Below are 15319 nucleotides of genomic sequence, written 5' to 3'. Positions count from 1 at the left end.
GGGGAAGGAGAGAGACTATGGCGCACTATTTGGACAACGCAGCCACCACGCCGGTGCGGCAGGAGGCGGCCCGGGCGGCCCTGGAGGCCATGACAGAGGGCTGGGGCAACCCCTCGGCCCGGTACGCCCTGGGCACCCGGGCGGCAGAGCGGCTGAAGGAGTGGCGGGCGGAGGTGGCCCTGGGCCTGGGCTGTCTGCCTGAGGAGGTCTGTTTCACCTCCTGCGGCACGGAGAGCGATAACTGGGCCATCCAGGCGGCAGTGGAGCTGAACAAACGGAAGGGCAAGCACATTGTCACCACCGCCATTGAGCACTCCGCCGTGCTGGAGCCCTGCCGGGCGCTGGAGCGGCAGGGGTACGAGGTGACCTACCTCCAGCCCGGCCGGGACGGAACCATTTCCCCGGAGGCGGTGGCTGCCGCCCTGCGGGAGGACACGGTGCTGGTGTCCATGATGCTGGTGAACAACGAGCTGGGCACCATTCTGCCCGTGGCGGAGGCGGCCCGGGCCATCCGGGCGGCGGGCTGTCCGGCTCTGCTCCACTGCGACGCGGTGCAGGGCTTTTTAAAGGTACCCTTTACTCCCAAGGAGCTGGGCGTGGACTTTCTGAGTATCAGCGGCCACAAGATTCACGCCCCCAAGGGCATTGGAGCCATGTACGTGCGCAAGGGGCTGAACATTCAGCCCATGATTCGGGGCGGAGGGCAGGAGAGCGGCCTGCGCTCGGGCACCGAACCCACCAGTCAGATTGCAGCCCTGGCCGCCGCGGTGAAGGCGGGCCGGGAGACGCTGGAGGCGGATCTCCGGCACATGGCCGATCTGAAGGCCTGCGCTGTGGAGCGGCTCACCGCCAGCGTGCCCGGACTGCGGGTGCTGACCGAGGGGGGCGCGCCCCACATTCTGCCCATCACCCTGCCCGGCTACAAGAGCGAGGTGGTGGTGCGCTTTTTGAGCGACCTGGGCATCTATGTCTCCTCGGGCTCGGCCTGCCACAAGGGCAAGCCCAGCCATGTCTTTGCCGCCCTGAACCTGCCCAAGAAGGAGCGGGACGGGGTGCTGCGGGTGAGCTTCTCCTATGATACCACCCGGGAGGATGTGGACGCCCTGGCCCAGGGCCTGGAGCGGGCGGGCCGGCAGCTGTTTACTGCCCTGTCCTGACGGGGCGTTTGTTGGAAGGAGTGGAGGGCCGACGCGGGAAGGGCGGCGGCCCGGGGCCCCGGGAGGGGCGCGGAAGGAATGTGAAAAAGGAGTGGACGTGTGTTTTCTTACATGAGGCGGGAGCCTGGCTTTTACCGCCAGGTGGTGGCGCTGGCCGCCCCGATTGTATTGCAGAATCTGATTACCAGCACCCTGAGTATGGCGGATACCTTTATGGTGGGTATGCTGGGCGAGGCGCCCATGGCGGCGGTGACCCTGGCCAATATTCCGCTTTTTGTGGTGCAGCTGTTTATTTTTGGTGTCCAGAGCGGAGCCTCGGTGCTGATTAGCCAGTACTGGGGAAAGCAGGACATGGAGGCCATCAACCGGGTTATCGGCGTGGCACTCTGGGTGGTGCTGCTGGTATCCTCCGCCTTTGCCGCGGTGCTTTTGATTTGTCCCCGGGAGTTCCTCAGCCTGTTCGGCAACCAGCCGGACGTGGTGGCCATGGCCGCTGAATACGGCAGCATCGCCGGTATATCCTATGTGTGCAACGCATTCACTATGATTTATGTGGCGGCTTACCGCAGCATGGAGCATCCCGCCCTGGGCATGTATATCCTGGCGGCCTCCATGACGGTGAACACCTGCCTGAACTGGGTGTTCATCTTCGGCAACCTGGGCGCCCCGGCCCTGGGGGTACAGGGAGCGGCTCTGGCCACCCTCATTGCCCGGTGCCTGGAGGTGGTCATTGTGGTCACCCATATGGTAAAAACCCGGTTCTTCCGGGTGCGGGCGGGGCTGCTGGTCCGGCCCGGAGGCTCCATGGTGCGCCGGTTCCTCCGCTACGGCGGCCTGGTGGTGCTGAACGAGACCATGTGGGGTCTGGGCACGTCGGTTATGCCCACCATTATGGGCCACATGGAGGGCAGTACGGAGATTCTGGCCGCCTATACCGTGGCGGGCAACGTGGAAAAGATGTGTACCGTGTTTTCCTTCGGCCTGGCCGCCACCGCAGCGGTCATCATCGGACGGGAAATCGGCGCGGGACGCACCAAGAACCTGAAGAACGTGGGCCTGACCATGGATACCCTTGCGGTAATGTGCGGCCTCGTCCTGTGCGGGCTTCTGCTGTGCTTTGTGCGGTTTGTGGCGCCCCAGTGGGTGTTCCCCCTGTTCAAGCTCTCTGCGGGTGCCAGCTCCGTGGCTACCATGATGATTACCGTCATGGCCTGTGTCATGCCCCTGCGGAACTTCAACACGGTCAATATTGTGGGCGTGCTGCGGGGCGGCGGAGATGTGCGGGCGGCCACCCTTATTGATGTGGGCAACCTGTGGCTGGTGGCCATCCCCTATGCCGTGGTGTGCGGCGTGCTGCTGAGAACCTCGGTGTTCTGGGTCTATCTGGCCTTCGGCGTGGAGCAGATTGGAAAATTTGCCGTAGGCGTCTGGCGGCTGCGGTCCGGCCGGTGGGTCCGGGACCTCACTGTGGTGGGATAATCGAATACGAAAAAATAACAGCTCGTTTTTCAAACGAGCTGTTATTTTTTGTCCTCATCGACACGATTCGACACGTACTGCAGAAGGATTGTCTCTATCATATTAGATAAGTTACGGTTTTCCTCCTTGGCATAGACCCGGAGCTGTTCCACCAAGTCTTCTTCCAGACGAAAGCTGTAAGTCTTTTTTTCAATTCCCATATTATCACCTTATCTTTATTGTATGGAAATGTAATACAATGTTCAAATATTGTATTGCATTATATTGTGTTATAATGTAATATTTTAAAAGGAGGCGATTTCCGTGGCAGAATTCTGTTTGGATTGCTGGAACGAGATGAACGGGACCCACTATACTCCGGAGCAGGTGGTGCTGGAGGAGGATCTGTGCGAGGGCTGCGGGGAGTGGAAGCCGGTGGTGGTGGGCTTTCGGGGCAATCCGCTGACCGAGTGGTTCCGGGGGATATACGGCCGCCTGGAGGACTGGGCGGCCCGTCGGAGGGAGCAGGAGCGGTAGGTGCGCCTGCCCCAGGAAACACGTCCATTTCTGGCGTTTAATTTTAGCAATGGCCGGGCTTTTCTGCAAAGAAAGGTCCGGCCGATTTGTTTAAAATAAATTCATAAAGTGCCTATTGACAATTTTTGTACCCGGTGGTACATTATCTTTAGCACTCGGGGATAATGAGTGCTAAAACCATAAACCAAAGAAAGGGCGGTGGAAGCATGGAGCTCAGTGACCGGAAAAAACGAATTTTACGCGCCATTGTGGAGACCTATATCGCCACCGCCGAGCCGGTAGGCTCCAAGGCCGTGGCCGAGCGGGCGGGACTGGATGTGTCCTCCGCCACCATCCGAAATGAGATGGCGGACCTCACCGACCTGGGCCTTCTGGAGCAGCCCCACACCTCCGCGGGACGGATTCCCTCCCCGGCGGGCTACCGGCTGTATGTCAACGAGCTGATGGATCAGCACCAGCTCACCCTTCAGGAGACCGAGCGCATCAATCAGGCGCTGAACCTGAAGATGGAGGAGCTGGACCGGGTCATTGACCGGGCGGGCAAGGTGCTCTCCCAGATCAGCGACTATCCGGTGTTCACCATGGCCGAGGCCAAGACCCGGATTACCGTCAAGCGGTTTGACCTCCTCATGGTGGAGGAAAACGCCTTCATCGCCGTGGTGATGACGGACAACTCCGTGGTGAAGAACAAGCTCATCCGCATGCCCGACGCCCTGTCCGACACCCAGCTGCAGCTGCTGTCGGCGGTGCTCAACAGCTCCTTCGTGGGCCTGACCCGGGAGGAGATGGAGCAGACGCTGGACAAGATGGAGGCCCGTACCGCTCCCGCCGCCTTTGAGCTTATCTCGCTGGTGGTGGACTTCGCGGTGGAGGTCCTGGCCGACCAGAGCCAGAAAAAGATTCACACCTCGGGCATCACCCATCTGCTGGAGCACCCGGAGTACCACAGCCTGGATAAGGCCAAACCCCTGATGACCTATCTGGCTGAGGAGCAGGAGGGCTCGAAGCTGCCCGTCAGCCTGGCCCGGGGCACCAACATGAACATACTCATTGGACCGGAGAATGTCAGCGACGCCTTGAAAGACACCAGCGTGGTCATGGCCAGCTATGACATTGGAGATAATATGCGGGGCGTCATCGGTGTGGTTGGTCCCACCCGGATGGACTACGCCAAGGTGACCGCCCGTCTGTCCTACTTCGCCGACAGCCTGACCCGAATGTTCGGCAAGGGCGAGCTGCCCCCCGGCGAGGACAGTGAGGACAAGGAATAAAGAAAAAAGGAGCGCGCAGACGTGAGCAAAAAGGAAACAAAAAAGCAGGATCCCGTTCAGGAAACGCCTCAGGACCAGGCGGCTCCCCAGCAGGAGGAGACCGTGCAGCCTCAGGGCGAGCAGACCGCACCCCCTGAGGAGGACCCGCTGCTCCGTGAGCTGGAGGCCCTCAAGGACCAGAACGCCCAGCAGGAGGACAAATACCTCCGTCTGGCCGCTGAGTACGACAACTACCGCAAGCGCACCGCCAAGGAGAAGGAAACCATCTGGACCGATGCCAAGGCGGAGACCGCCGCGGCCTTCCTGCCGGTGTACGACAATCTGGAGCGGGCCCTGAAGCAGGAGACCGCCGACGAGGCCTACAAGAAGGGCGTGGAGATGACCATGAACCAGCTCAAGGAGGTTCTCTCCAAGCTGGGCATCACCGAGATTCCTGCCTTGGGCGAGGCCTTTGACCCCCAGAAGCACAACGCCGTGATGCATGTGGAGGATGAGACCCTGGGTGAAAACACCGTGGCTGAGGTCTTTCAGGCCGGCTTCCAGTGCGGCGAAAAGGTCATTCGGTTCGCCATGGTCAAGGTGGCCAATTAAAACGAAGCGCGGAGGCGTGCGGAGCAGCGAGGATGGACCGGAGCGAGGGCGAGCGGAGGACCGCATAGCGGTCTGAAGACCAGCCCGAGACGAAGGGAAGCCGCGCGTCGCGCAGCCGCCGCAGCGTGACAAGCCGAAGCGCGCAGCCGCTGCAGCGTGACAACCCGAAGCGCGGAGGCACCGCGGCGCAACAATCTAATTTCCCAATTCATTTTGTAAATAACAATCTTTCATATATTTAGGAGGAAAACATTATGTCCAAGATTATCGGTATCGACTTAGGTACAACCAATAGCTGTGTGGCCGTCATGGAAGGCGGCGACGCCGTTGTCATCCCAAACGCGGAAGGCAACCGTACTACCCCCTCTGTGGTCGCGTTCTCCAAGGACGGCGAGCGTATGGTGGGCCAGGTGGCTAAGCGCCAGGCCATCACCAACCCCGACCGCACCGTGATTTCCATCAAGCGTGAGATGGGCTCCGACTACAAGGTGTCCATCGACGGCAAGAAGTACACCCCCCAGGAGATCAGCGCCATGATCCTTCAGAAGCTGAAGGCGGACGCCGAGGCCTATCTGGGCCAGCCTGTCACCGAGGCCGTGATCACCGTTCCCGCTTACTTCACCGACGCTCAGCGTCAGGCCACCAAGGATGCCGGCAAGATCGCCGGCCTGGAGGTCAAGCGTATCATCAATGAGCCCACCGCCGCGGCTCTGGCCTACGGCGTGGACAAGGAGACCGCTCAGAAGGTCATGGTGTATGACCTGGGCGGCGGCACCTTCGATGTGTCCATCCTGGACATCGATGACGGTGTCATCGAGGTTCTGGCTACCGCCGGCAACAACCGCCTGGGCGGCGACGACTTCGATAAGTGCGTCATGGACTGGATGGCTGCCGAGTTCAAGAAGACCGAGGGCGTGGACCTCACCGGCGACAAGGTGGCTATGCAGCGCCTGAAGGAGGCTGCCGAGAAGGCCAAGATTGAGCTGTCCGGCGTCACCTCCACCAACATCAACCTGCCCTATATCACCGCCGATGCCACCGGCCCCAAGCACCTTGATCTGACCCTGACCCGTGCCAAGTTCGACCAGCTCACCGCTCACCTGGTGGAGGCCACTGCTGGCCCCGTCCGTCAGGCCATGGGCGACGCCGGCCTCACCGGCAGCGACATCTCCAAGGTCCTGATGGTGGGCGGCTCCAGCCGTATCCCCGCGGTTCAGGAGATGGTCAAGAAGCTCACCGGTAAGGAAGGCTTCAAGGGCATCAACCCCGACGAGTGCGTGGCTCTGGGCGCGGCCCTGCAGGGCGGCGTGTTCACCGGCGACGTGAAGGACCTGCTGCTGCTGGACGTCACCCCCCTGTCCCTGGGCATTGAGACCATGGGCGGCGTGATGACCAAGCTCATCGACCGCAACACCACCATCCCCGTGAAGAAGAGCCAGACCTTCACCACCGCCGCCGACAACCAGACCTCCGTTGAGGTCCACGTGCTCCAGGGCGAGCGTGAGATGGCTCAGTACAACAAGACTCTGGGCAAGTTCCACCTGGACGGCATCGCTCCCGCACGCCGCGGTGTGCCTCAGATTGAGGTGACCTTCGACATCGACGCCAACGGCATCGTGAACGTCTCCGCCAAGGACCTGGGCACCGGCAAGGAGCAGCACATCACCATCACCTCCTCCACCAACATGTCCAAGGAGGACATCGACAAGGCCGTCAAGGAGGCCGAGCAGTTTGCCGCCGAGGACGCCAAGCGCAAGGAAGAGGTTGACGTCCGCAACCAGGGCGACCAGATGGTCTATCAGACCGAGAAGACCCTGGAGGAGATGGGCGACAAGATTCCCGCCGCTGACAAGGCCAATGTGGAGTCTGCTCTGGGCAAGCTGAAGGAGACCCTGAAGGGCAATGACACCCAGGCCATCAAGAACGCCACCGAGGAGCTGACCAAGGCCTTCTACGCCGTCAGCGAGAAGCTCTATCAGCAGCAGGGCGGCCAGGCCGGCCCCGGCCCCGACATGGGCGGCAACTTCGGTGGCGGCCAGCAGGGCGGCAATGACGGCCCCGACGTGGTGGATGCCGACTACGAAGTCGTGGACGACGACAAGAAGTAATGCAGAATTAAGAATGCAGAATGCAGAATTGACATTCTGAGATTCGCCGGGGGCGGACGGGGCCAATGTCACGCCGCCTCCGGCGGAATCTCCCCGGTTACCACTCTGCATTCTGCGTTTCTGCGTTTTCATGATCGAGGTGAGCAAGGATATGCCAGAACAGAAACGAGATTATTACGAGGTGCTGGGCGTCAGCAAGGGCGCCTCGGAGGATGAATTAAAAAAGGCCTACCGGAAGCTGGCCAAAAAATACCACCCGGATATGAACCCCGGAGACAAGACCGCCGAGGCCAAGTTCAAGGAGGTCAACGAGGCCTATGAGGTCCTCTCCGACAAGGAGAAGCGGGCCAAGTACGACCAGTTCGGCCACGCGGGTGTGGATCCCAACTTCGGCGCCGGCGGCGGCTACGGCGGATTTGATATGGGCGACATCGACCTGGGGGATATCTTTGGGTCGTTCTTCGGCGGCGGTTTCGGTGGGTTCGGCGGCGGAAGCAGCCAGCGGGCCAACGCCCCCCAGAAGGGCGAGAGCCTGCGGGCCAACCTGACACTCTCCTTTGAGGAGGCCGCCTTCGGCTGCGAGAAGGAGATTGAGCTCAACCGCACCGAGCCCTGTGACGACTGTCAGGGCTCCGGCTGCCAGCCGGGCACCACGGCGGAGACCTGTCCCGACTGTCGGGGCACCGGCGTCATCCGCATCCAGCGTGGGGCGGGCGGCTTTGCCTTCTCCTCCACTGCCCCCTGTTCCCGCTGCCGCGGCACCGGCAAGATTATCCATAGTCCCTGTAAGAGCTGCGGTGGAACGGGCAGCGTGAGAAAGAAGAAGCGCATCACCGTCACCATCCCCGCCGGTATCGACGACGGCCAGGCTGTCTCCCTCCGTGGCCAGGGCAACGCCGGCAAGAACGGCGGCCCCGCCGGTGACCTCATTGTGGGCGTGCGCATCAAGCCCCATCCCCACTTCCAGCGGGAGGGCACCACGGTGCTCTATGAGCAGCCCGTCTCCTTCTACCAGGCGGCCATGGGCGCTGAGCTGGAAATTCCCACCATCGACGGCAAGGTGAAGTGGACCCTGCCCGCCGGAACCCAGCCGGGTACCACCTTCCGCCTGCGGGGCAAGGGCATTCCCGAGCTGCGCGGCCGGGGCCGTGGCGACCAGTATGTCACCGTCAAGGTGCAGGTGCCCACCAACCTGACCACCGAGCAGCGGGACGCCCTGCGCGCCTTTGGTGAGACCATGGGCGAGACCACCGGGGAGCGCCCCATCAAGACCTTCTTCGATAAGCACAAAAAGAAGAAATAAGAGCAGTGCCTGCGGCTTCGGGAGTGTGTTCCCGAAGCCGCTTTTTGCGCCCGGAAGGGGAATTTGCACCCTTGCGCTTTGCAGGCCCGTCCGCTATAATAGGAGCGATGAAGCCCATCGGCCGGACCGCATGGAAGGAGGTCCGGACTTTTTAAGGAAGAAGGAAATGCCATGACAGAGCAAGAGAAAAAGCAGTTGATGGCCATGGCCTGCAAGGTGCGTATGGGTGCCATTCGCGGCGTCCACAGCGCAAAGGCCGGACATCCCGGCGGAAGTCTGTCCGCCGCCGATCTCTTTACTTACCTCTATTTTAAAGAGATGAATGTGGACCCCAAGAACCCCAAATGGGCGGATCGGGACCGGTTTGTCCTTTCCAAGGGCCACACCGCCCCCGGCCTGTACGCGGCCCTGGCGCTGCGGGGCTTCTTCCCTGAGGAGGACCTGCTCACCCTGCGCCACATTGGCAGCCACCTCCAGGGTCACCCCAACATGAACGAGACCCCCGGCGTGGACATGTCCACCGGTTCCCTGGGCCAGGGCGTTTCCGCCGCCGCCGGCATGGCGCTGGCCGCCAAGTATCAGGGCAAGGACTGCCGGGTGTATACCCTGTTGGGCGATGGTGAGATTCAGGAGGGCCAGGTGTGGGAGGCCTTTATGTTTGCCCACCACTACAAGCTGGACAACCTGTGCGTCATCATCGACAACAACGGCCTGCAGATTGACGGCAACGTGGCCGATGTTATGAGCCCCTACCCCATCCCCGAAAAGCTGCGCGCCTTCGGCTTTGAAGTGACTGAGATCGACGGCCACGACTTTGACCAGATTGAGGCCGCCTTTGCCCAGGCCAGAGCCACCAAGGGCGTTCCCTTTGCCATCGTGATGAAGACGGTGAAGGGCAAGGGCGTCTCCTACATGGAGAACAACGCCGGCTGGCACGGCAAGGCCCCCAACGACGAGGAATTTGAGATTGCCATGAAGGAGCTCTCGGCTCAGCTGGCAGAAGTGGAGGGGAAGTAAGATGGCCGACGTGAAGAAAATTGCCACCCGGGACAGCTACGGAAATGCCCTGGTGGAGCTGGGACAGCAGCATGACAACCTGATCGTCTTTGACGCCGACCTGGCCGGCGCCACTAAGACCGGAACCTTTAAGAAGGCCTTCCCTGACCGCCACTTTGACTGCGGCATTGCCGAGGGGAATATGATGACGGTGGCCGCCGGCGCGGCGGCCATGGGCCTGGTGCCCTTTGCCTCCACCTTTGCCATGTTCGCCGCCGGACGGGCCTTTGAGCAGATTCGCAACTCCATCGGCTATCCCCACCTGAACGTGAAGATCGGTGCCACCCACGGCGGTATCTCCGTGGGCGAGGACGGCGCGTCCCACCAGTGCTGCGAGGACTTTGCCACCATGCGCTCCATCCCCGGCATGGTGGTCATGTCCCCCGCCGATGATGTGGAGGCCCGGGCCATGGTGAAGGCCGCCTACGAGCACGTGGGCCCCGTGTATATGCGCTTTGGCCGCTCCGCTGTTCCCGTCTTCCATGAGAAGGAGGGCTACTCCTTCCAGATTGGCAAGGGCGAGGTGCTGCGGGACGGCACCGACGTGGCCATCATCGCCAACGGCCTGCTGGTGGCCGAGGCCATCGAGGCCGGCAAGGCCCTGGCTGAGCTGGGCATCCAGGCCCGGGTCATCAATATGGCCACCATCAAGCCTCTGGATGAGGAGCTGGTGCTGAAGGCCGCTCAGAACTGCGGCAAGATCATCACCTGCGAGGAGCACAACATTCTGGGTGGCCTGGGTGAGGCCGTGTGCGGTGTGCTCTCCGAGAAGTGCCCCACCCCCGTGCGCCGCATCGGCGTCAACGACGAGTTCGGTCACTCCGGCCCCGCCGCCGCGCTGCTCAAGCAGTTCGGTCTGTGCGCCGACCACATTGTGGAAGTGGCCAAGGACTTCTGCGGCAAGTAAACCATTCCATAAAAAAATGCCTGTGCCGTCGGCACAGGCATTTTTTTACGTTCTTAGAAGCAGAGGCTGAAGCTGCCGGCCCTCCAGGGCGGCCTGGGCGGCGTCGGCCACCTGGGAGAAGTCCGCCACCAGGGAGGTGGGTTTTTTGGCGGGATCGTCCTGCCCGAAGGGGACAAAATAGATGTACTTCCGGTTCAGAAGAGCGCCGATGCTGGCCGCGGAGCCGGAGAGCCCGTCGTTGGTGGAGGGGGCAATAAGCAGAGGGCGGCTGTTGCGCAGGTGGGCCTTGGCGGCCATGGTAACGCTGGAGTCGGTTACGCCGGAGGCCAGCTTGCCCAGCGTATTGCCGGTACAGGGGCAGATGATGAGCAGGTCCAGCAGATGCTGGGGGCCAATGGGCTCGGCGGCCTTCACCGAGGCAATGACCCGGTGGTCGCAGATGCGCTCCATTTCCCGCATCAGGTCGTGGGCCTTTCCAAAGCGGGTGTCCGTTTCCGCGGTGCACTCGGAGACGATGGGAATGACATTTTGCCAGCGGGCCCGCACCTGCTCCAGGGCAGCCATAGCCTTGGCGTGGGTGCAGAAGGAGCCGCACACGGCGAATCCCACAGTGATGTTGTCCAAGAGAACCTTCCTTTCCGGGCCGTCAGCGGCCCAATTCATGGAGCATATTATAGATTGTGGTCTTGATGGCCGCGCCGGCGGTCACCGGGGCCACCTTGCCCGGCAGGGAGAGGGCCCAGATGACCGTCAGCCCCAGCTCCCCTGCCGCTGCCAGATCCACGCCGCCCGGCTTGGAGGCCAGATCCAGCACCAGGCAGTCCCGGCGCAGATCCTCCAGTTCCTTTTGGCCCAGTACCTGGGCGGGAACCGTATTGATCACCAGGTTGTAGCTGCACAGCCAGCCCGCCAGCTGCTCCAGATGCTCGGTGCCGAAGCCCATGGCCTGGGCCCAGGCCAGCTGCTCGTACTTTCGGGCGGCCACGCTGACCCTGGCCCCCAGGGCGGCAAAACGCTGGGCGGTAAGCCTCCCCACCCGTCCAAAGCCCAGGACCAGCACCCGCGCGCCGTGGATGGTGATGGGCAAATGCTCCATGGCCAGCTGAAGGGCGCCTTCGGCCGTGGGGACTGCGTTGGCCACGGCCAGTTCCTCCCGGGCAAAGTAGTCCCGGACCATCAGCCCCCGGGTACCGGCCATGGCCAGCAGCTCCGGGTCCAGCCGCCCGCCGCAGAGAAATTGAGAGGGGGAGAGCCGGTCCAGAATGGGCTCCAGGGGCTGGGGCTCCGCGGAAAAGGGAGCGCTGAGCATACCCGGTTCTCCGCTGACCGGCAGGGGCAGAATGACGCAGTCGGCGTTTCCGATGTGGTCCAGACGGTCTGTATGGATAAGGCCTGGGTGGTCGTCAGGCGGATCTGCGTGGAGCGCATAGAGGTGGACGGTGTGGCCATCCTCGGCCAGCAGCTGGGCCAGCTTTGCCTGGCGCATGTCGCCGCCCACCACCCAAAAGCTTAGTTCCTGTTTGATGATATCACCTCCGCTCGCCGCCGAGGGACGGACGGGCAAGCATGTGCCGGTCCGCGCTTGGGGCGATGTGTTTCTATTTCACTGTATGCCGCCGGAGGAACGGAGGTGCGGAAACAAAAAAGCGCTCTGCCTTTTGGGCAGAGCGCTTTTTATATGCGAAGGAAATCTTACTTGGCAGCCTTGGCAGCCTTGATGGCTTCAATGAGCATGGGGGCAACCTTGAACAGGTCGCCGCAGATGCCGTAGTCGGCAATCTCGAAGATGGGGGCATTCTCGTTCTTGTTCACGGCAATGATGCACTCGGAATCCTGCATGCCGGCCTTGTGCTGGATAGCACCGGAGATACCCAGAGCCACATAGATCTTGGGGTGAACGGTCTTGCCGGTCTGGCCAACCTGGTGGTCGGCAGACATCCAGCCGGAGTCCACCACGGCACGGGAGGCGCCCACGACGCCGCCCAGAACCTCAGCCAGCTCCTCAGCCAGCTTGATGCCGCCCTCCACGTCCTTGGAGATACCACGGCCCACGGAGACGACCACGTCGGCACCGATGAGGTCCACCAGCTTCTTGGCGGCCTTGACCACCTCGACAACCTGGGTCTCCATGTCGGCCTCGGTGAGGGAGAAGTTGGGCTTGATGATCTCGCAGGCGTCAGCCTTGGCCTGGTCGAAGGCGTTCTTCTTCATAACGCCGGGACGGACGGTGGCCATGGCGGGACGGAAGCGGGGGCAGATGATGGTGGCCATCAGGTGGCCGCCGAAGGCGGGACGGGTCATCTTCAGGTTCCGGTCATCCTCGGGGATGTTGTCGATCATGGCAGGAGCCAGAGTGGAAGCGGAACGCAGGAACTCCTTGTACTTGGGCACATCGATGTCCAGGTGGGTGCAGTCGGCGCACAGACCGGTGTGCAGACGGGCGGCGCAGCGGGGGCCCAGGTCACGGCCAATGTTAGTGGCGCCGATGAGCATCACCTCGGGCTTGTACTCATGGATCACGTCGCAGATGACCTTGGTGTAGCCGTCGGTGGTGTAGTTCTCCAGCAGAGGGTGGTCGCAGACGTACACGCCGTCAGCGCCGTAGCCGCCCAGCTCCTTGGCAATGCCCTCGATGTTGTGGCCCAGCAGGATGCCGTACAGCTTGGAGCCCAGCTCGTCGGCCAGCTTGCGGCCCTCGGAGATCAGCTCGAAGGAGGTGGGCATCATCTTGCCCTGGCGCTGCTCACAAAATACCCAAACGCCGCCGTTGAATTCCTCGATAGCAGCACTGTTGTAAGTAGACATATTCTTCAATTCTCCCTTCTATCAGATCAGGTGCTTGGCGGCAAGGATGCCGGCCAGCTTCTCGCAGGTGGCCTTGTCGGCGCCCTCCAGCATCATGCCCACGCCCTTCTGGGGGGGAGTAAAGGACTTAAAGATGTTGGTGGGGGAGCCCTTCAGACCGATGGTGGAGGGATCGATGAGGGGATCGTCCTTCAGAGTGTTGTAATCGAAGACCTCGTAGGGCTTGGAGTAGCATTCAAAGATGCCGTCCACGCTCATGTAACGGGGCTCGTTGAGCTCCTTGATGCAGGTGACCAGGCAGGGGGTCTTGACCTTGATGGTCATGTAGCCGTCCTCCAGCATGCGCTTGATGGTCAGGGTGTCGCCGTCCTTCTTGATGTCGGCGGCGTAGGAGACCTGGGGCAGGCCCAGCTTCTCGGCGATCTGAGGACCGACCTGAGCGGTGTCGCCGTCGATGGCCTGACGGCCGCACATCACGATGTCTTCCTTCTCCACGCCGATCTTGTTGATGGCAGCGGCCAGGATCTGAGAGGTGGCGTAGGTATCGGAGCCGCCGAACTCACGGCCGGACACCAGCACGGCGCGGTCCACGCCGCGGGCCATAATCTCACGCAGCATTCCCTCTGCGGGCGGGGGACCCATGGAAACCACAACGACCTCGGCGCCGGTCTGCTCCTTCAGGGTCAGGGCGGCCTCAACAGCGTTCAGGTCATCGGGGTTGGTGATGGTAGCCATGGAGGCACGGTTCAGGGTGCCGTCGGGGTTCACGGCCACCTTACCAGAGGTATCGGGGACCTGCTTAACACAAACAATGATTTTCATTTCCATCTGCCTCCTAACTTATTTCACACCCAGCGCGCGGGAGATAACCATGCGCTGAACCTCGGAAGTACCCTCGTAGATCTCGGTGATCTTGGCGTCGCGCATCATGCGCTCCACGGGATACTCACGGGTGTAGCCGTAGCCGCCGAACAGCTGCACGGCCTTGCGGGTCACGTCGTTAGCGGCCTCAGCGGCGAACAGCTTGGCCATGGCAGAGTCCATGCCGTAGGGCTCGTGGTTCTGCTTCTTGGTAGCGGCGGCGTACACCAGGTACTGAGCGGCCTGCATCCGGGTGTGCATGTCGGCCAGCTGGAACTGGGTGTTCTGGAACTGGCTCAGACGCTTCTTGAACTGGATACGCTCCTGGGTGTACTTGACGGCCTCGTTCACAGCGCCCTCGCCCAGACCCAGAGCCTGAGCAGCGATGCCGATACGGCCGCCGTCCAGAGTCTGCATGGCGATCTTGAAGCCCTGGCCTTCCTTGCCCAGCAGGTTCTCCTTGGGCACGATGCAGTCCTCGAAGATCAGATCGCAGGTGGAGGAGCCGCGGATACCCATCTTCTTCTCGTGCTTGCCCACGGAGAAGCCGGGGAAGCTCTTCTCCACGATGAAGGCGGAGATGCCGTGGTTGCCGGCCTTGGGATCGGTCATAGCGAAGACCACGAAGGTCTCGGCCACAGTGCCGTTGGTGATGAAGCACTTGGAGCCGTTGAGGACGTAGTGGTCACCCTCCAGCACGGCAGTGGTCTGCTGGCCGGAGGCGTCGGTACCGGCGTTGGGCTCGGTCAGGCCGAAGGCGCCGATCTTCTTGCCGGACAGGAGGTCAGGCAGGTACTTCATCTTCTGCTCCTCGGTGCCGTGCTCAAAGATGGGGGCGCAGCACAGAGAGGTGTGAGCGGAAACGATAACGGCGGTGGTGCCGCACACCTTGGCCAGCTCCTCCACGCACATGGCGTAGGACAGCACATCGCCGCCGGCGCCGCCGTACTGCTTGGGGAAGTAGATGCCCATCATGCCCAGCTTGCCCATCTTCTCCACGGTCTCCATGGGGAAGCGCTCTTCTTCGTCGATCTCCTCGGCCAGAGGCTTGACCTCGTTCTCGGCGAACTCGCGGTACATCTTGCGGACCATCTCTTGTTCCTTAGACAGGTGAAAATCCATTTTTCAGTCCTCCTAGTTTTTAATACTTAACTGACATCATCGTAGACGCTCTTTGCCGAAGCGGGGCCCGTCTGACCGGGACGGACGGCGCTGGACGAGGGAGCAGACGATATGAGGTTTGGTACCGCGCGGCCGGGAATATT

The 15319-nt window shown here is 61.9% G+C and carries 15 protein-coding genes; 9 read left to right on the top strand and 6 right to left on the bottom strand.

The annotated features are described in order from the left end of the window. Nucleotides 1-17: 17 nt before the first annotated feature. On the top strand, nucleotides 18-1157 hold the full coding sequence (locus tag AC3YUO_RS02695) for a cysteine desulfurase family protein (protein WP_489961520.1): 1140 nt from the start codon (nucleotides 18-20) through the stop codon (nucleotides 1155-1157). Between the two features lie 111 nt (nucleotides 1158-1268). Continuing rightward, the gene (locus AC3YUO_RS02690; protein WP_489961519.1) at nucleotides 1269-2636 is read left to right on the top strand and encodes an MATE family efflux transporter; all 1368 of its coding nucleotides are present in this window, start codon (nucleotides 1269-1271) and stop codon (nucleotides 2634-2636) included. 41 nt (nucleotides 2637-2677) lie between these two features. Here AC3YUO_RS02690 and AC3YUO_RS02685 read toward each other — a convergent pair whose 3' ends face one another. Beyond that, nucleotides 2678-2836, bottom strand: coding sequence for a DUF6364 family protein (locus AC3YUO_RS02685; RefSeq protein ID WP_489961518.1), 159 nt, complete (start codon nucleotides 2834-2836; stop codon nucleotides 2678-2680). A gap of 103 nt (nucleotides 2837-2939) precedes the next feature. Between AC3YUO_RS02685 and AC3YUO_RS02680 the strand changes: the two genes are divergently transcribed. The 7 genes from AC3YUO_RS02680 to AC3YUO_RS02650 all read left to right on the top strand — a co-directional run bounded on the left by AC3YUO_RS02680 (nucleotide 2940) and on the right by AC3YUO_RS02650 (nucleotide 10388). After that, on the top strand, nucleotides 2940-3152 hold the full coding sequence (locus AC3YUO_RS02680) for a hypothetical protein (protein ID WP_489961517.1): 213 nt from the start codon (nucleotides 2940-2942) through the stop codon (nucleotides 3150-3152). 206 nt (nucleotides 3153-3358) lie between these two features. Then, on the top strand, nucleotides 3359-4423 hold the full coding sequence (gene hrcA / locus AC3YUO_RS02675) for a heat-inducible transcriptional repressor HrcA (RefSeq protein ID WP_489961516.1): 1065 nt from the start codon (nucleotides 3359-3361) through the stop codon (nucleotides 4421-4423). A gap of 21 nt (nucleotides 4424-4444) precedes the next feature. Then, nucleotides 4445-5014: a nucleotide exchange factor GrpE gene (grpE, locus tag AC3YUO_RS02670; RefSeq protein ID WP_489961515.1), complete on the top strand. Its 570-nt coding sequence runs from the start codon at nucleotides 4445-4447 to the stop codon at nucleotides 5012-5014. A 254-nt stretch (nucleotides 5015-5268) separates the two neighbouring features. Further along, nucleotides 5269-7122 carry a molecular chaperone DnaK gene (dnaK, locus tag AC3YUO_RS02665; RefSeq protein WP_118643718.1) on the top strand — a complete coding sequence of 618 codons (1854 nt, stop codon included), beginning with the start codon at nucleotides 5269-5271 and terminating at the stop codon, nucleotides 7120-7122. A 151-nt stretch (nucleotides 7123-7273) separates the two neighbouring features. Next, nucleotides 7274-8425, top strand: a complete 1152-nt coding sequence (dnaJ, locus tag AC3YUO_RS02660) for a molecular chaperone DnaJ (protein ID WP_489961514.1) — start codon at nucleotides 7274-7276, stop codon at nucleotides 8423-8425. 171 nt (nucleotides 8426-8596) lie between these two features. Beyond that, nucleotides 8597-9442: a transketolase gene (locus tag AC3YUO_RS02655; RefSeq protein ID WP_489961513.1), complete on the top strand. Its 846-nt coding sequence runs from the start codon at nucleotides 8597-8599 to the stop codon at nucleotides 9440-9442. Between the two features lies 1 nt (nucleotide 9443). Further along, a complete protein-coding gene (locus AC3YUO_RS02650) occupies nucleotides 9444-10388 on the top strand; it encodes a transketolase family protein (RefSeq protein ID WP_489961512.1) in 945 nt (314 codons plus the stop codon). Nucleotides 10389-10433: 45 nt separating this feature from the next. Here AC3YUO_RS02650 and AC3YUO_RS02645 read toward each other — a convergent pair whose 3' ends face one another. From AC3YUO_RS02645 to AC3YUO_RS02625, 5 genes are all read right to left on the bottom strand, one after another. Further along, complete coding sequence (locus AC3YUO_RS02645) at nucleotides 10434-11051, bottom strand: dipicolinate synthase subunit B (protein ID WP_489961511.1); 618 nt, start codon at nucleotides 11049-11051, stop codon at nucleotides 10434-10436. Further along, entirely contained in the window at nucleotides 11035-11952 is a 918-nt protein-coding gene (gene dpsA, locus AC3YUO_RS02640; RefSeq protein ID WP_489961510.1) for a dipicolinate synthase subunit DpsA, read from the bottom strand. The genes AC3YUO_RS02645 and dpsA overlap by 17 nt, the downstream gene beginning before the upstream one ends. A 128-nt stretch (nucleotides 11953-12080) precedes the next feature. After that, nucleotides 12081-13193, bottom strand: a complete 1113-nt coding sequence (gene acrA, locus AC3YUO_RS02635; protein WP_489961509.1) for an acryloyl-CoA reductase electron transfer subunit beta — start codon at nucleotides 13191-13193, stop codon at nucleotides 12081-12083. 21 nt (nucleotides 13194-13214) lie between these two features. Beyond that, nucleotides 13215-14015, bottom strand: a complete 801-nt coding sequence (gene acrB, locus AC3YUO_RS02630) for an acryloyl-CoA reductase electron transfer subunit gamma (RefSeq protein ID WP_489961508.1) — start codon at nucleotides 14013-14015, stop codon at nucleotides 13215-13217. Between the two features lie 18 nt (nucleotides 14016-14033). After that, nucleotides 14034-15176 carry an acyl-CoA dehydrogenase gene (locus AC3YUO_RS02625; RefSeq protein WP_489961507.1) on the bottom strand — a complete coding sequence of 381 codons (1143 nt, stop codon included), beginning with the start codon at nucleotides 15174-15176 and terminating at the stop codon, nucleotides 14034-14036. Between the last annotated feature and the right edge of the window lie 143 nt (nucleotides 15177-15319).

It is taken from the genome of Pseudoflavonifractor sp. HNCC25GI2, assembly GCF_058136395.1.
This window is presented reverse-complemented; position numbering and strand designations above follow the sequence as displayed.